Here is a 19,362-nt window from a genome sequence, read left to right as displayed (position 1 = left end):
TTTTGTTCACGCAACTGGATTTTGCCAGCTGCCAGGTATGAATGGAGGTGGTCCGGTTGTTGCAGGACGAATAATCCAGCTGCCGGGCCAACAACCAATCATAGCGGAAAGCGCGCCGCCAGACGAACCGCGGTCAGTCCCGTGGGCGGAGTTCCCAGAAGGCCACCGCCGAGGCAGCGGCGACGTTGAGTGAGTCAACGCCGGCACGCATGGGGATCTTGACCGCGAGGTCAGCAGCGGCCAACGTGTCCTGGCTCATGCCTGGACCTTCTGTACCGAGCACCAAGGCCAGTTTGGGGTACTGCTTTGCCGCAAGATCGTCCAGATCCAGCGCGTCCTCGGTCAACTCCATTGCTGCCACGGTGAAGCCTTGCTCCTTGAGGCGGAACAAGTCGTCAGGCCAGCTTTCCAGGCGCGCCCAGGGAACCTGGAAGACCGTGCCCATGCTGACCCGGACACTGCGCCTGTAGAGCGGATCTCCACAGCGTGGAGAGACCAGGACGGCGTCGACGCCAAGTGCAGCAGCGGACCTGAAGATGGCTCCCACGTTGGTGTGGTCAACGATGTCCTCGAGCACGGCCACGCGCCTCGCGTTGGCCAGCAGCACGTCCAGCGGAACTGGGTCCGGTCGCTGCATGGCTGCCATCGCTCCGCGGTGCAGGTGGAACCCCGTGATCTCTTCCAGCAAGGACGCCTTGCCGATGAACACCGGAACGTCGGGGTAGGCCAGGAAAACGTCGTCGAGGTCTTCCAGCCACTTCTCCGCCAGGAAAAAGGAGCGGGGCTGGTGCCCCGCCGCAAGTGCCCTGCGCAGGACCCTGGAAGATTCGGCGATGTACATGCCCTCTTCCGGCTCGCGCAACTTCCGCAGGTGCACATCGGTGAGGGTGGTGTAGTCCGTCACGCGGGGATCATCCGCGGACTCAAGGTGGTGGAATGTCACCGGGTGATTATTTCAGCAGGTTGGCGATCATGAAGCCAAGGGCCACGATGCCAAGAGTGAAGATGACGGCCCTGAGGACGCGCGGGGACAACTTCCGGCCAACCTTTGATCCCACCAAACCGCCGATGGTGGAGCTCACGGCAATGAGGAGGACCACCAGCCATTCGATGCGGTCGAAAGCAAAGATCAGGTAGGAGATGGCTGCCACCATATTGACGCCGAGCACCAGAAAGTTCTTCATGGCGTTGGCATTTTGCATGGTTCCCGTGAGGAACACGCCGAGGATGCCTACCAACAAGATCCCCTGCGCCGCCACGAAATAGCCACCGTAGACACCGGCGAGGTAGACCAGAACCACCAAGAGGATCCCGTGGCTGCGGTCCCGGATGGCGTGTTCGGGGTTTTGTTCCCTGCTGCGAACCCAAGCCTGCAGCTTGGGCTGGAACAGCACCATCAACAGGGCCATCACCAGCAAGACGGGAGCAACGTAGTGGAAGACCTTCTCCGGTAAGTGCAGCAGGAGCCACGCGCCGGTAATGCCGCCCAGTAACGAGGCTGGCAGCAGCTTCATCAGCTGCCGTCCCCTGCCGGCCAACTCGCGGCGATAACCCCAGGCTCCCGCCGCTGTGCCTGCCACGAGTCCCATGGCATTGCTCATGGACGCAACCACGGGAGTGATGCCAATGGCTATGAGGACGGGAAAAGTCACCAGCGTGCCGGAACCAACTACCGCGTTGATGGTGCCGGCCCACAAGCCCGCGAAAAAGACCAGGATGCTGCTAAGAATGTCCATTGTTGAGTATCAGCCGGTCTAGCGGCGGGCCGTGGCGGTGTAGCGCCCGGCGTTTTCTGAAACGTCCAGCGGCAGGCCGAAGGTGTTGCTGAGGTGTACGTCGGTCAGGACGTCCTTGATGGGTCCTGCGGCAACCACGCCGCCTTCGCGGAGCAGCATGGCATGGGTGAATCCCGGCGGTACTTCCTCCAGGTGGTGGGTGACCAAGACCATCGCAGGAGCCGCTTCATCGCTGGCGAGCTCGCCGAGCTTGTGGACCAGTTCCTCCCGGCCGCCGAGATCCAAGCCCGCAGCCGGTTCATCCAGGAGCAACAGTTCGGGGTCCGTCATGAGGGCGCGGGCAATCTGCACACGCTTGCGCTCCCCTTCGGACAACGTGGCGAAGGTCCGGTTGAGCAGCGGGCCCATCCCCCAGTCGTTCAGCAGGCCAAAGGCGCGTCGTTCGTCGTCTCGCTCGTAGCCTTCACGCCACCGTCCCGTAACACCGTAGGCGGCGGTGACCACCACGTTCAGGACGTTCTCGTGCTCCGGAATCTGGGTAGCAAGCGCAGCCGAGGAAAGTCCGATCCGGGGGCGGAGTTCAAAGACGTCAACGCGGCCCAGGACCTCATCCAGGATCCCGGCCGTTCCGCTGCTGGGGTGGAGCCGGGCTGCGGCAATTTGGAGAAGGGTGGTCTTGCCGGCGCCGTTCGGTCCCAGGATGACCCAGCGCTCCCCTTCGTTGACCTCCCAGTCAACCTTGTCCAGCAGGGTTTTCTTGCCTCGGACAACGCTGACGGAAGCCAATTCCAGAACATCACTCATAGCAGTAGACACTAGGACAAAAATCCATATGACTGATAACCGGTCACGTGGCAGTGTTTGCCAGTCGAAACGAATTCGGGCGGATAGGCACCGCTCAGTAGGATTGAGGCCATGACTTCGAACTTGACTGCGGTCAGCTATGGCGTGCATCTGTCCCCCGAATCCCTCGTTGGCCTTCGGAAGGCACTTGCTGACGCCGGCGTCGAAGTGTCATCGGAATCACAGGGTGGCGACCAGCGCTTCAGTGTCATGACGTCCGGTCTTGCTGCTGGTACGGAATCGTTGGCGGATCTTGCCACCGTTCGGCGACACGTTGCTGCGGCAGCCAGTACCGGTTTTGATACCGCCATTGTTCCCGAAGGCCTGCGCCAGGCCCCCCGGAAGCTCCTCATCATGGATGTCGATTCCACGCTGATCCAGCAGGAAGTCATTGAATTGCTGGCAGCCCACGCAGGCAAGCGCGAGGAAGTTGCCGCTGTGACCGAGGCAGCGATGCGTGGCGAGTTGGACTTCGCCCAGAGTCTCCATGCCCGGGTTGCCGTGCTTGCCGGGCTGCCCGTGGACGTCGTCGAGTCCGTCCGCAAAGAGGTGCGCCTCAGTCTTGGTGCTGCAGAACTCGTGGCGGCCTTTAAGGAAGCGGGCCATGTTGTGGCGGTGGTGTCCGGCGGCTTCAACCAGATCCTCCGTCCCATTGCCATGGAACTTGGGCTGGACCATTGGATCGCCAATGAGCTCGAAATCGTCGACGGCGTGTTGACCGGCAAGGTGCTCGGCGCTGTCATCGACCGGGCGGCCAAAGAGAAGTATTTGCGTGAGTGGGCGGCCGCGGAGAGCATCAGCCTTGAGCACACCATCGCCGTGGGCGACGGCGCCAATGACCTGGACATGCTTAGTGCGGCAGGAATTGGTATTGCGTTCAATGCCAAGCCGGCTGTTCGTGCGGCAGCGGACGCTGCCATCAACATGCCCTACCTTGACGCCGTCCGGCACATCGCCAACGTCTGACTCCTGCTTTGCCCACGCCGCTGTGACCCGCGGCCAGCCCGCGCATTGCTGCGGGTCGCTTTGGCACGCCCAAAAATATCTGATGCAGAATCTGCACTGACCTGCTGTCTGGGGAGTGAAACAGCAATGCGCATTTCGTGACGCGATTATTCTGACTATTTATCAAATCGTCATTAATGGCGCATTCTTTGCGGTGGATTTCCCGGGAAGTTGATGCTCTTTCCGTTTGCCCGTAATTGATGTGTAGAGTGAAAAACTCGACGAAGAAATCCGTAGAACATGCGGCAGTCTGAATGACGGAAGTGCAGGGTCAGTTAGTGAACCGTTCGGAGCGTACGTGGAAATGGTGGAAACGCAGCGAAGGATTTGAACCCCTTCCAACACCTCTCCACGAGATCATTCGCGAGCGGCACCCTGACGCGGTGGCAACGGGAATGGTTCCCAACCAATGGGATTCCGGCCCTGGTGTGCCCGCCTACCTGGAAGTTCCGTCCGTCTATTTCATGGCTGCCAGTGATGAAACCACAGAACAGGAAGAACTGATCATGAGCACACTAGACGAAGCTACGAAGCAACTGCTCTCCATCGAAGGCGCCACGGGTGCAGCCATTGTTGACTACACCAGCGGAATGGCGCTGGCGCAGGGCGGCAACCCAGGCTTCGATCTGGGAGTCGCTGCTGCTGGAAACTCCAATGTTGTCAGCTCCAAGCTCCGAACCATGGCCGACCTTGGACTGGACAGCTCCATTGAAGACGTCCTCATCACTCTGGATTCGCAGTACCACCTCATCAACGTCCTGAACTCGGCGGGGTCAAAGGGGCTCTTTGTCTACCTCGTGCTGGACCGGACCTATGCCAACCTGGCGCTGGCACGGCACAAGCTCAATAACATCGCCAAGGCCATCGCCATCTGATCCCGGTCTTAATCGTGAGGGGCGGCTGCGAGTATCGCAGCCGCCCCTCATTCGTCGGTGATGCAGGAAGCGTCAGACTTTCGCGCGCCGGGCTTCGCTTCCGCCCGATTCGAACTTAACGCCCAGCATATGGTGCACCAGAACATCCTCATTGGTATTGGCATTGGCCTCAATGCTGACAAGTTCCCCGTCCCGCATGACACCAATCCGGTGGCACCAGTTGACCATCTCCGAGAGGTCTGAGGACAGGAGAATGATGGCGACGCCGGTCTTGCTGAGCTGCGTCAGCATCTTGTACACAATCTCTTTGGCCCCAATGTCAATCCCGCGACTGGGATGACTGAGGATCAGGACATCACAGTCGGTGGAGATCCATCGGGCCAGTTCCACCTTCTGGCGGTCGCCGCCGGAAAGAGTGGAGAGCGCGCCCTGGATGTTGGTGGTGTTGATGCGCATGCGGTGCACTACGTCAGCCACACCCCTGAGGTGGGTGATCTCATCCCGCAGGCTTTCAGCGCCCGCCCCGGCGCCCTGGTGAAGCCCTTCCGCGATGCTGGTCCCCGGCCCAAAGGTATCGGCCGCATCCGGCGAGTAACCGATCTTCAACCGCTGTGCATCCTGGGGCCCACGGATTTGGACGTGGGTTCCGTTCACGTAGATCTTTCCCGAGGTGCAGGGGCGGAAACCCGCCAGCGCTGATATCAGTTGATAGACGCCCGATCTGTGGGTTCCCACCAGGCCGAAGATTTCGCCTTTGGCCACACCAAAGCTAACATCACGGACTTTTTCCTCCACGTTGAGGTTGGAGATCCGCAGGGCCTCTCCCCCGGCCGCCGGGCCGGCAGGCCGGGAAATCCGCTCCAGTTCCTGCTGCAGCAGGAGGAAGGCAAGTTCGTCGACGTCGGTCTTGCTGGCCTCCACGACCTTGTGCACCTTGCCGTCGCGCATGACCGCGATGTTGTGGGCTATGGAACGGACCTCATCAAGGCGGTGGGTGATGTAGATGATGGCCCGACCCTGACGTGTCAGCATTCTCAGCACCTGATGCAAAACTGCGACATCGTGGTCCGGAAGTGACGCTGCCACTTCGTCCATGATCACCAGTTGGGCTTCCTCAGCCACCATTCGGAGGACCTCCACCAAGGCCTGCTCGGCTCGAATCAGCGTTCCGACCTTCGCGTCAGGGTCCATGGTGATGCCAATGTCCCGGATCAGCTTGCCCGCTTGATCGCGGAGTTCCGCGTGTGACCGGCCCGACTGGAAGGTCCCGCGGAAGATGGCCTCGGTGATGGTCAGTTCCGGGTCCAGGTGGAAGTTCTGGGGAATAAGCCCCACTCCGCAAGCCTGCGCTTCAGCCATGGAATCCGGCATGTACTTTTCACCGGCCAGGGTGATCCGTCCAAGGTCGTGCTTGACGGATCCGGCCAGGACGCCCATCAGGGTGCTCTTGCCGGCGCCGTTGGTCCCAATCAACCCCAGGATCTCGCCGCGATGCAACGAAAGCTCAACACCTTTGAGGATGCGCCGTTGATCGTACGATGCGTGAATATCATCAGCATGTAATAACAGGTCCAAAGAAGCTCCTAAGGCATGCATAAACCCTCCCATTGTGGTTTATGCAACGTGCTGACAACTACGTGCGAGGCTGCCTTGGAGAGTCAACCAGAAGGATTCTCATAATGCAAAGCCAATTTTGCGAAACAATTATCTCCATTTCGTGACGCGAGAATCTGGATAATTTATCAAACTGATACTTCAAAGCGTGGATGACTGTTCCGTCACTGTGGCGTTAAACAGCTGTGGCCCGGAACAGGGTCCCGGGCCACAGCTGTGGTGTTATTTGCTACTCGCCAGTCTTACCGAAGTAATCGGCTCCGCCAACGTATTCCGTGTGTCCGGATTCGACGTCCGCGGTGACCATCTTGGCAACCTCGGCAGCGAACTCCTCCACGGAGTAAAGCTTGCCGGCCTCGGCACGGCGCGCTTCGATGGCTCCTGGGTTGGACCGATCCAGCAGGGTCGCGGTTACTGTGCCCTCGATCATGTCACCGGAGACCACCACCAGCGAGATGCCCTTGTCCGCGAGGTGGGGAATCAGTTCACGCAGTGCGTCCTCCCCGGCGCGCTTGCTCTTCGCGACGGGCTCGTACTCGGGCATGGTGGGAACAGTCTCCACAAAATGCGCCTGGTGGCTGGTCACGAAAACGACGCGCGAACCCTCAGGCATGAGCGGAACGGCTGCGTTGAGTATGTTGACCTGGGCATCGCGGTTCAGCTTGAGTGCGTAGCCCTCTTCCATGCCCGATTCCATGCCGCCCGACGCGTTCAGCACCAGGACATCAAGGGAACCGAACTCCTCCATGGCTTTACTGGCAAGGGCGTGCACGCCTTCATCCGTGGTGAGGTCTGCGCCCACAGCAGCCGCACGGCCGCCTGCCTCCTGGATCCCAGCCACTACCTTGTTGGCGCGGGGCGCCTTCTGCCGGTAATTAACGACGACGGCGGCACCCTCGCCTGCGAGGATCTTGGCAACTTCGGCGCCAATTCCGCGGGAAGATCCCGTGACGATGGCGGTCTTGTTATCCAGCGTTCCCATTCATGCTCCTTTTGTTCACTTCATCCAAATTCCGTGGCCTCGCCTTCCATCATGCCAGCGGCATAGACGAAATCGCTTGTGGGCCCCGGACAAAAAACAGCGGCCCAGGCTAGTGGCCCATACCCAGCCCACCATCCACCGGGATCACGGCACCTGAGATGTACGCAGCTTCGTCGCTGGCAACCCAGCGCACCACGTCAGCCACTTCGGAGGCTTCGGCAAACCGACCTGCCGGAACGTTGGCCAGATAGGCCTTCTGGGTGTCCTCGGGCAGTTCGGCCGTCATGTCAGTGTTGATGAAGCCGGGCGCCACCACGTTGGCCGTGATGCCCCGGCTGCCGAGCTCGCGGGTCAGGGAACGTGCAATGCCTACCATGCCCGCCTTGGACGCGGAATAGTTGATCTGCCCGGGTGCGCCATAGAGGCCGGAGACGGAAGAGATGAGGACTACACGGCCCTTCCGGAGCCGGATCATTCCCTTGGACGCCCGCTTGATCACACGGAATGCGCCGGTGAGGTTGGTGTCGAGGACCGAGGTGAAGTCGTCTTCGCTCATGCGGAGCAAGAGCGTGTCCTTGGTGATGCCGGCATTGGCAACCAGTACTTCAACGGGTCCATGGGCTTCTTCGACGATCTTGAACGCAGCGTCAATGGAGGCCTCGTCCGTGACGTCGGCCTGAACGCCCAGGATGCCTTCAGGCAGCTTTGTTTCACTTCGGTAGGTCACCGCCACCTTGTCGCCGTTGGCGAGGAACGATTCCGCAATGGCCAGGCCAATGCCGCGGTTGCCGCCGGTGATCAAGACGCTGCGGCCGGTTGTGACTGCTTCAGACATGCTGTGGCTCCAGGTTCCGCGGCATCGACGTGCCGCATTGAAAGGGGATTTTCCTGTGACGATCTTATCCGCCGCCCATCCCAACCCGTGGGTAACCAGCAACCTGCGCGGTTTGGGCGGTTAGGGCCTTGGTGAGAGAATTGGGAGAGGCCTTTGGAGCGTGATGATTCAGTTGTGACACGAGAAAACAGTCCCCTGCAGCAAGTGCCCGGGGAACCGGACGCTTTTTCCGGCGACCCCGAAGTCCACAGCATCACGGATGCCGCCGCTGCCCACTCCGAGGACATGCGTGAGCGCATGATCAAGTACGCGGTGGCCATGGGTATCCGCATGGTCTGCATCGTCCTGATTTTCGTGGTTGATGGATGGTTCAAGATCATTGCGATCGCCGGCGCTGTTTTCCTCCCATGGATCGCGGTCGTCATCGCCAACGGCAATGACAAAGCTGAAGACCACAGCGAGTCATTGCTGGACTACGTGGCTGTCCCCGAAATCGAGCGCTCCTCCCAGCCGGAAGAAGCCACTGCCGATGGACCCACGGTGCTCCAGGGCGAGCTGGTGGATGACGAACCAACAAGCAATCCAGGCGGCCCTTCGAGGGGACCTGCAAGCGAGGCCGGACACCCCGGCGACGAACGGGCGGCTTCATGAACATCTTTAACCTTGGCGGCCCAGGTGCGGCCGGCCAGGACTCCGAACGCGCCACGGCTCCGGCGGTGTGCTCCCGGAAAGGGTGCCGGTCCGGTGCCCAGTGGCAACTCCTGTGGAACAACCCGCGTATCCACACTCCGGAACGGCGCAAGGTATGGCTTTCCTGCGGAGACCACCGGGAGTGGTTGGAGGAGTATCTGACCACCCGGGGACTGTGGAAAGAAACGATCGTCTTCACGGCGGGCGAAGCTGCAGTGAACGAGGCCGGCTGAATGTACCGCTTCCTCTTCTCCAGCAAGTGGCTGGGGTACTTTGTCCTGGCTGTCATTTTTGCCACCGCGTGTGTATTCCTGGGCCGCTGGCAGATGGACCGCCGCGCCGAGACGTTGGCGGAAATCAACCGCGTGGTGAGCAACTACTCGGCCACGCCTATCCCCTACGCGGAAATCAAGGACCAGTTCAACACCCTGGATCCTGAACGGGAATGGACCCAGGTCCAGCTGCGCGGCAGCTACGACCTGGAGGGCCAGCGGGTTGTCCGAAACCGCCCGCTGAACGGCCAGCCAGGTTACGACGTCGTGGTTCCCTTCCGGCTGGCCACCGGCGAAGCGGTGGTCATTGACCGTGGGTGGCTGCCCATAGGCAACAACACTCCCGGCCGTCCCGATGTTGTACCCGCCCCACCAACGGGCCAAGTTACGGTGGTAGCGCGCCTCAAGCCAGCTGAACCCAAGCTGGACCGTGGAGCGGTGGACGGGCAGTTGGCCTCCATTGACCTGGCAAGTTTCGCCAGCGAGCTTCCCTACCCCATCGCTACTGGGGCCTACGGCCAGCTGGCCAGTGAAGATCCTGTAGTACAGCCGATGCCGACACCCTTCCCTAAGCCGGCAACCGAGGAGGGGACGCACCTCTCCTACTCCCTGCAATGGTTTGCCTTTGGTGTCCTGATGTTTATCGGGTTCGGCTACGCAGCACGGCAACAGGCCCGCAACGCGGCCATCGACGCCGAAGAGGAAGAGGACGAGCACATCATCGCTGCCGGCGGCACGCCGAAGAAGCGTACTCCGGCTCCCCGGAAGAACAAGCGCGCTACGTCCGAAGAAGAGGAAGACGCCATCCTGGATGCGCAAGGGTACTGAATGATTCCGGATCCCGTACTCAACGTAAAGTCGGCCCTGACCGCCGCCGGCGCCCAGGACACGGTTCGGATCTTCGAGGACAAGGTCCCGACGGCGGCCGCCGCCGCGTTAGTCCTGGGATGCGGGGTGGCGGCCATCACCAACAGCCTGATCTTTGAGTTGGACGGCCAACCCTTGCTGATTCTCGCCAGCGGTGCAGCCAAGGTTGATACAGCATTGGTCGCAGCACAGTTGGGAACAGGAAAGATCCGCCGTGCAACGCCGGACTTCGTGCTGGAGCACACCGGTCAGGAAGTAGGCGGAGTGGCGCCAGTGGGCCACCCCAAGAAACTACGGACCATCCTGGACACGTCCCTGCAGGAACACCCTGTCCTCTGGGCCGGAGCCGGAGACCACAACTCCATGTTCTCCATCGCCTACGAAGAACTGGCACGAATCACGAGCGCGGAACCCCTGCAGGTTCGATAAATCGCATGGGGTGACCTGGCCACCAGCGGAGCGACGCGGTTGATCTGCGTAGCGTGCGTCCAAGCGAGGAACGAGCGAGCCCGCGGCACATCAAGCGCGCCGCGCAGCGGACGCAACAACAAGGCGCAACGGACCGCCATGCAGGCTTACGCCAGCGTGATCAGGTCCAGGTAGTCCTCGTTCCAGTGATCCTCCACGCCATCCGGGAGCAACACGACACGCTCAGGGTTCAGCGCGGATACAGCGCCTTCGTCGTGGCTGACCATGACGACGGCGCCGCTGTAGTTCTTGAGCGCGCCCAGGATTTCCGCGCGGCTGGCGGGGTCCAGGTTGTTGGTGGGCTCATCGAGGAGGAGGACGTTGGCGCTGGAAGCCACGATGGTGGCGAGGGCCAAGCGGGTCTTCTCACCACCGGAGAGAACACCTGCAGGCTTGTCGACGTCGTCACCGGAGAAGAGGAACGAACCCAGGATGCCCCGGACTTCAGCGTCTTTCATGTCCGGCGCGGACGAGCGCATGTTCTCCAGGACGGTGCGGTCGACGTCGAGCGTCTCATGCTCCTGGGCGTAATAGCCCACTTTAAGGCCATGACCGGGGATGATGTCGCCCGTATCCGGCTTGTCGACACCTGCCAGCATGCGCAGCAGGGTGGTCTTGCCGGCACCGTTGAGACCCAGGATGACCACCTTGGAACCGCGGTCGATGGCGAGGTCCACGTCCGTGAAGATTTCCAGCGAACCATAGGACTTGCTGAGGCCTTCGGCGGTGAGCGGAGTCTTGCCGCAGGGTGAGGGATCCGGGAAGCGCAGTGCGGCCACGCGGTCGTTCTCGCGTACAGCCTCCAGTCCGCTCAGGAGCCGCTCGGCACGCTTGGCCATGTTTTGGGCGGCGACAGCCTTGGTGGCCTTGGCGCGCATCTTGTTGGCCTGGTCAATCAGGACCTGGGCCTTCTTTTCAGCGTTGGCACGTTCGCGCTTCCTGGCGCGCTCGTCCGTTTCGCGCTGGAGCAGGTAGCGCTTCCAGTCCATGTTGTAGTAATCGATCTGGGCGCGGTTGGCGTCCAGCAGGTAGACCTTGTTGACCGTTGCTTCCAGCAGTTCGGTGTCGTGGCTTATCACGATCAGGCCACCCTGGTGGTTCTTCAGGAAGTCGCGCAACCACGTGATGGAGTCGGCGTCGAGGTGGTTGGTGGGTTCGTCGAGGAGCAAGGTCTCGGCGTCCGAATACAGGATGCGCGCCAATTCCACGCGGCGGCGCTGGCCACCGGAAAGGGTCTTCAGCGGCTGGTTGAGGAGACGGTCCGGCAACGCGAGGTTGGAGGAGATCGCGGCGGCTTCAGCCTCGGCAGCGTAACCGCCACCGGCCAGGAATTCAGCTTCCAGACGGTCGTAGCGGTTCATTGCTTTGCGCTGGACGGATGCGTCGTCGCTTGCCATGTCATCGTGGGCCTTTTTGAGCTTTCCCACCACCACGTCCAAGCCACGCGCGGAGAGGATGCGGTCGCGGGCGAGCTGCTCCATGTCCGGGGTCCGTGGGTCCTGCGGAAGGTAGCCGATTTCACCGGTGCGGGTGACCTTGCCGCCTGCGGGAAGGCCTTCGCCGGCGAGAACCCGGGTGAGGGTGGTCTTGCCGGCACCGTTACGTCCGACGAGTCCAATCTTGTCCCCTTTGTCCACCCTGAAGTTGACCTGGTCCATGAGCAGGCGTGCGCCGGCGCGGAGTTCGAGGTCCTGGACGGTAATCAATTCGGGTGATGCCTTTCAATGGGGAACGCTCGCGGGGACCGGTGGGTCCGATAAGTGCGGCGGGGTGCGGCTGTGAGAACAGCCTGTCCAAGTCTACCGGTACCCCGGCCGCGGGCTGACATCGGGTCCCGCGGGGGGAAACTGTGCCAACGGCCAAACAATTCCTGGCTGGCTTTGTGGGAAGGCTCCAAATTTCCATGTCCGCACCATCCGTATTCTCAAGGACAGGGGAGAAAGCTCCGCATTCATCGCATCGCATCACACCTGATTGGACCCGTCATGAGCCAGACCAACACTGCCACTGTGCAGCACAAGCCAACGTCCCGCAAGCGGTGGACCGCCACCGATCTCGGCCTCATCGCGGTTTTCGCAGCCCTCGTGGCAGCCTCCGCGATCGTTCCCGGCATCCCGGTAGGCGCCCTTGGCGTGCCCATCACCCTGGTGACCCTGACGGTGATGCTCAGCGGTTTGGTGCTGGGCGCCGGGCGCGGTTTCGCCGCCGTCGGGCTTTATGTGCTGTTGGGTTTGGCGGGGCTGCCGATCTTCAGCGGCGGCCGCAGCGGATTGGGTATCCTGGCGACTCCCTCCGCCGGTTACATCATTGCGTTCCCCTTGGCTGCAGCAGCCACCGGCTACCTCGCGGCCATTGTCATCCGTCGGACCGTTAAGTTCAGGGCCCTCTGGTTGTTCGCCGCCACCATGGTGAGCAGCATCGTGGTCATTCATGCTCTGGGTGTTGTGGGCATGATGGTCAACGCAAAGTTGGACTTCGCCAAGGCCTTCTTCGCCGACCTTCCCTTTGTCCCCGGAGATATCCTTAAGAACGTCCTGGCCGTGATCATCGCCATGGCAATCCACAAAGCCTTCCCGGACGTCCTGGTGCGTCGGGTCAAGTAAAGCGGGAACAATCACTCCATGAATTCCATCAGTTTCAGCAGGGTTTCGGTGCGTGTCGCCGTCGATGACAGCGACACGCCCAAGACCCTGCTGCACGACTTTTCCCTTGACCTGACCGAACGCCGGATCGGAGTGATCGGCGCCAACGGATCCGGGAAGTCCACTCTGCTGCGGCTCGTGAATGGCTTGGTTGAGCCGACCCAAGGCAGCGTAGTGGTCCACGGGGACAACACTGTTGGCGCCGTGCGCCGCGTCCGGGGCAACGTGGGTTTTGTTTTCACCGATCCTTTGTCGCAACTGGTCATGCCCACAGGGCGCGAAGACGTTGAGCTTTCCTTGCGCCGTTCCATCAAGAACTCCAAAGAGCGGGCGGCCCGGGCAGAAACAGTCCTGGATCGTTTCGGCCTGCTGCACTTGGCCGATCAGAGCATCTACGAACTGTCCGGTGGTGAACGGCAGTTGCTGGCCTTGGCCGCAGTCCTGGCCGTCGATCCCACAGTGCTGGTGCTCGACGAACCGTCCACGCTCCTGGACCTGAGAAATCGTGAACTCCTGCGGCGTACCGTCGCCGGCCTCGACCAACAGGTGATCATGTCCACGCATGACCTGGACCTTGCGCTCGACATGGACAGGGTCCTGGTGGTGGAGTCCGGACGCATCGTGTTCGACGGCGGTGCTGCCGAAGGCGTTACCCGTTACCGTGCGCTGTGCGCAACTCCCCTGCCCAGTGCCCGCTTGGGTGACGTGTCCAGGTGAGGGGCCATGGCTTCCTGATCGCCAACTATGTTCGCGGCAACTCGATCATCCACCGCACTCCCCTGTGGCTGAAGTTCCTGGTGGTGGCGGCCTGTGGAGCGGCGTCGTTCCTCATAGTCGACTGGGCCGTTTCGCTGGCCATCTTTGCCGTCATGTGTGGTTTGTTCATGCTGACCGGAGCCGGGTTACGTCGCCTCGTGCGGGCTATCTGGATGGTGATGCCCATCCTCTTGGTCATCGGCCTCTTCCAGTGGTGGCAACTCGGCGCGCCCACTGCTGCCCGCATCGTGTTGAACGTGCTGGTGTGTGTGGTGGCAGCTTCAGTGTTGACAGCCTCCACCCCTGTGCAGGACCTGTTGGACGGTGTGGTGGCACTGGCAAAGCCCTTCCGGCGCGTCGGTGCCGACCCTGAGCGCTTCGCTTTGACCATCGCGGTGATGTTGAGGAGCATTCCCTTTATTGCCGGCGCATTCTCGGATGTCCGTGACTCAGCGCGGGCACGCGGACTTGAACGCAATCCCAGGGCGCTGGTTCTTCCGGTCTTCATCACCACTGTGGCGTATGCCCGGCAAACCGGTGATGCTCTGGCAGCCCGCGGATTGGGCGAAGGGGACTGACCAGGGCAGGGACTAGAGCTTTGAGTACCGCAGGAGCGCTGCGGTTCCCATCCCGCCTGCGCTGCTGATCATGGCCAACCCCAGCGGGCTCTGTCCTTTGGCGGAATACATGCTGCGTGCCTGAGCCAACAAGCGGGTCACCAGGACAGCCCCGGAGGCACCATAGCCGTGGCCCAGTGCCAAGGCGCCGCCCTGGAGGTTGGCCCTCGCCGGATCGATGCCCACGTACTCCAGGCATGCAATGGTTTGGGATGCGAAGGCCTCGTTGAATTCCACAAGGTCAATGTCACCTGCGTCTACAGCGTGGCTGTCCAAGAGACGTCCGGCCGCATGCGCCGCGCCGATACCGAGGTACTGCGGATCGACACCGGTGGTGTCGCACCCCAGCAGCACCAATCCGTCGGTGGCCCCCAACGTACGGGCACGCTTCAGTGACGTGACTACGACGGCGGATGCTGCGTCCGCGTCAAAGCAAGAGTTACCTGCCGTGACCGTTCCGCCGGGCACGAATGCCGCCGGGAACCTGGCCATCAGCGGTGCCCGCAAGGACGCCCGGGGGCCGTCGTCGGAATCCACCATTTTGTCGCGCAACGTCAGCGGGACTATTTCCGCAGAGAAACAGCCTGTCCTGGCCGCTTCAACGGCACGGCGATGGCTCCGGAGTGCGTACTCATCCTGGCGCTCACGCGTAACGCCAAACCCCCGGGCAACGTTCTCGGCCGCCACGCCCATGTCAGGGTCGCCAAACTGTGGTGGCACAAAGCTGGCCCTGGAGTAGAAGTCGAGTTCGCCGTCGTCGTTCCTGTTAGCCCTTGCGGGGCGGTACTGATGCTTTCAACGCCGCCCGCCAGGAACAGCGGATCACCGCCGGCCGCCACCAGACGGGATGCCAGTGCAATGGCGTCCAGGCCCGAACCGCATTGCCGGTCAACGGTGATCCCGGGAACGGTGATGGGCAGGCCCGCCTGGAGCGCTGCGAAGCGCGCCACGTTCCCGCCGCCGCCCACGGCGTTGCCCATGATGACGTCGTCAACGTCCGCCGGGTCCACACCTGCTGTTTCCACCAGGGCAGCCAGCACAGGTGCCAGGAGGTCCGGGGCACGGAGATGCTTCAGCTGGCCGTTGGCGCGACAAACCGGAGATCGAAGCGCGGCTATGATGACGGGTTGCCGGGACTCGTCGGTTTCTCTGGCGGAGTCGTAGCCGCTATCCAAGAAGCTGCGCCCGGGGGTCATGGTTCTTGATCCAGTCCAGGAGAACTTTTCTGCTGACTTTGCCCCGGTCGGTCAGGGGCAACTCCGCCAACAAGTAGTACTGAAGGGGCCATTTATCCCGTGCCAGCAGACCATCCAGTCCCGTGCGGAGCTGGGTGGCTGTGACCGCACCGCAGGCAGGCACGACGCCGGCGATCACCCTTTGGCCGCGGACATCGTCGGGCGCTCCGGCCGCAACAGCACCGTCCACGCCAGGCACGGAGGCGACGGCAAGCTCCACCTCGTGCGGGTAGACGTTCTTCCCCGAGGTAATGATCATGTCCGAGCGGCGGCCCAGAATGTGAAGGGTGCCCTTCTCAAGGAACCCCTGATCCCCTACGGTGTACCAACCGTCGAGGCACCTCAGGGCTTGGCCATCGTCTCCCCACAGGTAGCCGTTGCTGACCATTCCGCTGCGAACGCTGATGTTTCCGTGCCTGCCGTCCGGCAGTGGCTTGCCGGCGTCGTCGAGGATGTTCAGTTCAACACCCGGGAAAGGCGAGCCAATGCCGGTACCACCGGCGTCCATTGGTTCCCCGGCGGCAAGGCGGGTGCCCGATACAAAGCTCAGCTCTGAAGCGCCGTAATACTCGTAGATTGCCGCTCGGGGCGCCCACCGCCGGGCCGCCTCCAAGGTCCGGGCGTCCAACTTGGAACCAGCACAGATGATGCTGCGGATTCCTGAGGCGTCCACGTCCCCTGCCAGTCCCCGTTCGCTGAGCAATCGCAGCGCGGTGGGTGCAAGGACCAAGCGGGTGATGCCGTCGTGGCTGATGGCAGCGTGGGCGTCTCCGACGTCGAACGATTCGAGCGTATGAAACGCGGCACCCGCGTACAGGCATTCCGAGAGCGCGTACAGATTAAGGCTGGCTGACAGAGGGCCGGGCGCCAGTGTCCGGTCGTCCTGTGAGAGGCCGAAGAACTCGATGGATGCCTCGAAGGACACCTGCCAGGAACGGCGGGACCTGGTGAAGGCTTTGGGGACGGAGGTAGTGCCCGAGGTAAGGCCGATGAGGAACGTACTGGACGGGTCCCCGTCCAACAACCCGGTCTCGACCGGCCTGGTGGTCCCGCCAATGCGCGATGTGACTTCTTCGATCATCGGAATCGGCCATTCGGGGTCGAGCACCGCGCAGCTCCGCTCCCCCGCCACCGCTGCCGTGTAGCGCTCCACGAAGCGAACGGAATTGGGCTCGGCAAGAACAGTAGTGGTGGTCGCATCGTTCAGCAGCCCTGCTGCGGCGTCGCGGAGTCCCGCCCAGGTGAGCCGGCTGCTGCCCACAACGACCGCGGTGTCGTGGGGGCGCTCATCGGCCCAGAGCTGAAGTTTGTCCAGGAAAGGCATCCAGACGATTTTACGGCAGTGTCAGCCGCCGGGCACCAATAGTGACGTCTATTCTGACTGTATGAGTTTCAATGACGGCGCACAGCTTGACCCCTCCCAAGTGGAGGACCGACGTGGCAGTGGAATGGGCCGCGGGACCAAGATCGGCGGTGGCATTGGTGGCGGGATCGTGGTGCTGCTGCTGGCTCTCTTCGGCATAAACCCCAACATCCTGGGCGACCTGACAGGCAGCGGAACCCAGCCGCCCGCCGTCGAAAGTGGCGGCGCCGGAGGTGTCCAGGAATGCCAGACAGGTGCTGACGCGGACAAACGCTTGGACTGCCGGATCACCGGAACGGTGAACAGCCTGAACGCTTTCTGGCCTGACTACCTTGCCGACTACAACGTCCAGTACCCACGGCCCAAGACTGTCATCTTCAGTGCGGCCACCAATACCGGCTGCGGTGCAGCTACCAGCGCTGTGGGTCCGTTCTATTGCCCTGCAGACACCACCGCATATTTTGACCCTGGCTTTTTCGACGAACTGGTGACCCGCTTTGGTTCCTCCGGAGGACCGCTGGCACAGGAGTATGTAGTGGCCCACGAGTTCGGACACCATGTACAAAATGTCCTCGGAAGCCTGGACCAGGCTCAGCAGGATCCCCAAGGTCCGCAGTCGGGTGCCGTCAGGGTGGAACTGCAGGCTGACTGCTATGCGGGTTTGTGGGTCAGGCATGCAACGACGCAAACGGACGCCAGCGGCAAACCCTTCCTTGATCCCCTGACGCAGCAGGATCTGCAGGATGCGCTCTCCGCTGCTTCCGCGGTGGGCGATGACCGCATCCAGGAGGCTGCTACGGGCCGCGTCTCTCCTGAGTCATGGACCCACGGCTCCAGTGAGCAGCGGCAGAAATGGTTCTATCAGGGGTACACCACGGGCGACATCAACAAGTGCGACACGTTTGGTGTAGCTGCGCCTTAGTGCAGCGGGCTAACGACAAAGGAAGGGTTCCGGGCCAGTGGCCCGGAACCCTTCCTTTTACCCGCTGCAAGCGAGCGTAAAACTGCTGATCAGATGTTGAAGCCGAGGGCCCGCATCTGGTCCTTGCCGTCATCGGTGATCCGCTCAGGACCCCATGGCGGCATCCATACCCAGTTCAGGCGCCAATCATCAACCACGCCGTCAAGGGACTTGCCTACCTGCTCTTCAAGCACGTCCGTCAGCGGGCAAGCCGCAGTGGTCAGTGTCATGTCGATCAGGAGAGCGCCGTCGTCGTCGGAATACTTCAGTCCGTAAAGAAGGCCCAAGTCCACAATGTTGACGCCGAGTTCGGGGTCAATCACGTCCTTGAGCGCTTCCTCGACGTCCTCGAGGCTGGTGCGCGCCGTGTTGATTTCGGTCATGGAACGATCCTAACTAGGCCTGCACGGCAGGAGCAACGGCAACGCCGGCGCCTGGGGCGTAGCGGTCGTAGCCCTCGTCTTCAAGACGGTCGGCGAGCTCGGGGCCGCCCTCTTCAACAACCTTGCCGTCAACGAACACGTGAACGAAGTCCGGCTTGATGTAGCGCAGGATGCGGGTGTAGTGGGTGATGAGCAAGGTGCCCATGTTGCCCTCTTCATGAGCGCGGTTAACGCCCTCGGAGACAACCTTCAGGGCGTCAACGTCAAGGCCGGAGTCGGTCTCGTCAAGAATGGCGAACTTCGGCTTGAAGAGTTCAAGCTGAAGGATCTCAACGCGCTTCTTCTCACCGCCGGAGAAGCCCTCGTTGACATTGCGCTGTGCGAAGTCGGCGTCGATACGGAGCTGCTGCATGGCAGCCTTGACGTCCTTGGTCCACGTGCGCAGGGCCGGTGCTTCGCCGTCGATTGCGGTCTTGGCGGTCCGCAGGAAGTTGGTCATGGTGACGCCGGGAACCTCTACCGGGTACTGCATGGCCAGGAAGACGCCTGCGCGGGCGCGCTCGTCGACACTCATTTCCAGCACATTTTCGCCATCCAGCGTAATGGTGCCGCTGGTGACGTTGTAGCGCGGGTGCCCGGCGATGGTGGAGGCCAGAGTGGACTTGCCCGAGCCGTTGGGGCCCATGATGGCGTGCGTCTCACCGGTCTTAATGGTGAGGCTGACGCCCTTCAGGATCTCCTTGGTGCCCTGCTCCGTCTCGATGCTGACGTGCAGGTCCTTGATTTCAAGAGTTGACATGCTCTTCTTTCTTTCCGTTCGTAAGTCTGGCGGTACTGGGCGCTCAGTAGTGATCTACCGAGGCGCCGTTCACAACATTGGTCACGTCCACATACACGTCGTCTCCGTCGATGGTGACGGCGAAAACAGGGACGGGGTCATAAGCAGGCAGCTGGAGCGGCTGTCCGCTGCGGAGGTCAAACTGGGAACCGTGGCCCCAGCACTCGATCGCGCAGCCTTCAACCTCACCCTCGGACAACGAGATGTCCGCGTGCGAGCAAGTATCGGCGATGGCGTGGATCTCGCCCATCGAGTCCTTGACGATGGCTACGGGGTAGTCATCAATCAGGACGCGCAGCGCTTGCTTGACCTGGATGTCATTGGCGTTGCATACCAGCTCGCCCTTGGTTTCTTCACTCATTGTTGCTCTGCCTGGCCTG

General features: G+C 61.8%; 21 protein-coding genes and 1 pseudogene. 10 read left to right on the top strand and 12 right to left on the bottom strand.

The window, feature by feature from the left end; genetic code table 11:
* Positions 1–133: 133 nt before the first annotated feature.
* Genes CGK93_RS12400 through CGK93_RS12390 form a run of 3 tightly spaced genes read right to left on the bottom strand, consistent with a single transcriptional unit; the run spans position 134 to position 2,540 of the window.
* On the bottom strand, positions 134–943 hold the full coding sequence (locus CGK93_RS12400; protein WP_089595094.1) for a TrmH family RNA methyltransferase: 810 nt from the start codon (positions 941–943) through the stop codon (positions 134–136).
* Between the two features lie 7 nt (positions 944–950).
* Entirely contained in the window at positions 951–1,736 is a 786-nt protein-coding gene (locus CGK93_RS12395) for a sulfite exporter TauE/SafE family protein (protein WP_089595093.1), read from the bottom strand.
* Positions 1,737–1,754: 18 nt separating this feature from the next.
* Positions 1,755–2,540: an ABC transporter ATP-binding protein gene (locus CGK93_RS12390; protein WP_089595092.1), complete on the bottom strand. Its 786-nt coding sequence runs from the start codon at positions 2,538–2,540 to the stop codon at positions 1,755–1,757.
* 111 nt (positions 2,541–2,651) lie between these two features.
* Between CGK93_RS12390 and serB the strand changes: the two genes are divergently transcribed.
* Both serB and CGK93_RS24125 read left to right on the top strand, forming a co-directional pair.
* Positions 2,652–3,545 carry a phosphoserine phosphatase SerB gene (serB, locus tag CGK93_RS12385; protein ID WP_089595091.1) on the top strand — a complete coding sequence of 298 codons (894 nt, stop codon included), beginning with the start codon at positions 2,652–2,654 and terminating at the stop codon, positions 3,543–3,545.
* A gap of 317 nt (positions 3,546–3,862) precedes the next feature.
* Positions 3,863–4,459, top strand: coding sequence for a hypothetical protein (locus tag CGK93_RS24125; RefSeq protein WP_232481310.1), 597 nt, complete (start codon positions 3,863–3,865; stop codon positions 4,457–4,459).
* A 72-nt stretch (positions 4,460–4,531) separates the two neighbouring features.
* Here CGK93_RS24125 and CGK93_RS12375 read toward each other — a convergent pair whose 3' ends face one another.
* From CGK93_RS12375 to fabG, 3 genes are all read right to left on the bottom strand, one after another.
* Entirely contained in the window at positions 4,532–6,034 is a 1,503-nt protein-coding gene (locus CGK93_RS12375; RefSeq protein WP_089595090.1) for a sugar ABC transporter ATP-binding protein, read from the bottom strand.
* Between the two features lie 268 nt (positions 6,035–6,302).
* Positions 6,303–7,055 carry an SDR family oxidoreductase gene (locus tag CGK93_RS12370; protein ID WP_089595089.1) on the bottom strand — a complete coding sequence of 251 codons (753 nt, stop codon included), beginning with the start codon at positions 7,053–7,055 and terminating at the stop codon, positions 6,303–6,305.
* Positions 7,056–7,164: 109 nt separating this feature from the next.
* A complete protein-coding gene (gene fabG / locus CGK93_RS12365; RefSeq protein WP_089595088.1) occupies positions 7,165–7,890 on the bottom strand; it encodes a 3-oxoacyl-ACP reductase FabG in 726 nt (241 codons plus the stop codon).
* Positions 7,891–8,043: 153 nt separating this feature from the next.
* Between fabG and CGK93_RS12360 the strand changes: the two genes are divergently transcribed.
* Genes CGK93_RS12360 through CGK93_RS12345 form a run of 4 tightly spaced genes read left to right on the top strand, consistent with a single transcriptional unit; the run spans position 8,044 to position 10,148 of the window.
* Positions 8,044–8,541 (top strand): DUF3099 domain-containing protein, encoded by a 498-nt coding sequence (locus CGK93_RS12360; protein ID WP_089595087.1) that lies wholly within the window; start codon positions 8,044–8,046, stop codon positions 8,539–8,541.
* A complete protein-coding gene (locus CGK93_RS12355) occupies positions 8,538–8,813 on the top strand; it encodes a hypothetical protein (RefSeq protein WP_089595086.1) in 276 nt (91 codons plus the stop codon). The genes CGK93_RS12360 and CGK93_RS12355 overlap by 4 nt, the downstream gene beginning before the upstream one ends.
* Positions 8,814–9,680 (top strand): SURF1 family cytochrome oxidase biogenesis protein, encoded by an 867-nt coding sequence (locus CGK93_RS12350; RefSeq protein WP_089595085.1) that lies wholly within the window; start codon positions 8,814–8,816, stop codon positions 9,678–9,680. It abuts the gene before it with no gap.
* Entirely contained in the window at positions 9,681–10,148 is a 468-nt protein-coding gene (locus CGK93_RS12345; protein WP_157731788.1) for a YbaK/EbsC family protein, read from the top strand.
* A gap of 146 nt (positions 10,149–10,294) precedes the next feature.
* On the opposite strand, the gene CGK93_RS12340 is transcribed toward CGK93_RS12345, so the two are convergent.
* On the bottom strand, positions 10,295–11,893 hold the full coding sequence (locus CGK93_RS12340; RefSeq protein WP_089595084.1) for an ABC-F family ATP-binding cassette domain-containing protein: 1,599 nt from the start codon (positions 11,891–11,893) through the stop codon (positions 10,295–10,297).
* A 279-nt stretch (positions 11,894–12,172) separates the two neighbouring features.
* Between CGK93_RS12340 and CGK93_RS12335 the strand changes: the two genes are divergently transcribed.
* The 3 genes from CGK93_RS12335 to CGK93_RS12325 are packed head-to-tail and all read left to right on the top strand — an operon-like array spanning position 12,173 to position 14,163.
* Entirely contained in the window at positions 12,173–12,790 is a 618-nt protein-coding gene (locus tag CGK93_RS12335) for a biotin transporter BioY (RefSeq protein WP_089595083.1), read from the top strand.
* A gap of 18 nt (positions 12,791–12,808) precedes the next feature.
* Positions 12,809–13,546: an energy-coupling factor ABC transporter ATP-binding protein gene (locus CGK93_RS12330; RefSeq protein ID WP_089595082.1), complete on the top strand. Its 738-nt coding sequence runs from the start codon at positions 12,809–12,811 to the stop codon at positions 13,544–13,546.
* The gene (locus CGK93_RS12325; protein ID WP_089595081.1) at positions 13,543–14,163 is read left to right on the top strand and encodes an energy-coupling factor transporter transmembrane component T family protein; all 621 of its coding nucleotides are present in this window, start codon (positions 13,543–13,545) and stop codon (positions 14,161–14,163) included. Before CGK93_RS12330 ends, CGK93_RS12325 begins: the two co-directional genes overlap by 4 nt.
* A gap of 12 nt (positions 14,164–14,175) precedes the next feature.
* Here the strand turns inward: CGK93_RS12325 and CGK93_RS24395 are convergent.
* Together CGK93_RS24395 and CGK93_RS12315 are read right to left on the bottom strand one after the other, a co-directional pair.
* A pseudogene (locus CGK93_RS24395) lies at positions 14,176–15,398 on the bottom strand (thiolase family protein).
* Positions 15,370–16,761, bottom strand: coding sequence for a class I adenylate-forming enzyme family protein (locus tag CGK93_RS12315; protein WP_089595080.1), 1,392 nt, complete (start codon positions 16,759–16,761; stop codon positions 15,370–15,372). The pseudogene CGK93_RS24395 and the gene CGK93_RS12315 overlap by 29 nt, the downstream one beginning before the upstream one ends.
* A 61-nt stretch (positions 16,762–16,822) precedes the next feature.
* Between CGK93_RS12315 and ypfJ the strand changes: the two genes are divergently transcribed.
* A complete protein-coding gene (ypfJ, locus tag CGK93_RS12310) occupies positions 16,823–17,722 on the top strand; it encodes a KPN_02809 family neutral zinc metallopeptidase (protein WP_089595079.1) in 900 nt (299 codons plus the stop codon).
* Between the two features lie 89 nt (positions 17,723–17,811).
* Here the strand turns inward: ypfJ and CGK93_RS12305 are convergent, their stop codons facing one another.
* Genes CGK93_RS12305 through CGK93_RS12295 form a run of 3 tightly spaced genes read right to left on the bottom strand, consistent with a single transcriptional unit; the run spans position 17,812 to position 19,343 of the window.
* Complete coding sequence (locus CGK93_RS12305; protein WP_089595078.1) at positions 17,812–18,144, bottom strand: metal-sulfur cluster assembly factor; 333 nt, start codon at positions 18,142–18,144, stop codon at positions 17,812–17,814.
* Between the two features lie 13 nt (positions 18,145–18,157).
* Positions 18,158–18,943 carry a Fe-S cluster assembly ATPase SufC gene (gene sufC / locus CGK93_RS12300; protein WP_089595077.1) on the bottom strand — a complete coding sequence of 262 codons (786 nt, stop codon included), beginning with the start codon at positions 18,941–18,943 and terminating at the stop codon, positions 18,158–18,160.
* Between the two features lie 43 nt (positions 18,944–18,986).
* The gene (locus CGK93_RS12295; protein WP_089595076.1) at positions 18,987–19,343 is read right to left on the bottom strand and encodes a non-heme iron oxygenase ferredoxin subunit; all 357 of its coding nucleotides are present in this window, start codon (positions 19,341–19,343) and stop codon (positions 18,987–18,989) included.
* Positions 19,344–19,362 lie beyond the last annotated feature (19 nt).

The organism is Arthrobacter sp. YN, assembly GCF_002224285.1.
In the GTDB taxonomy this organism is placed as follows: Bacteria; Actinomycetota; Actinomycetes; order Actinomycetales; family Micrococcaceae; genus Arthrobacter.
This window is presented reverse-complemented; position numbering and strand designations above follow the sequence as displayed.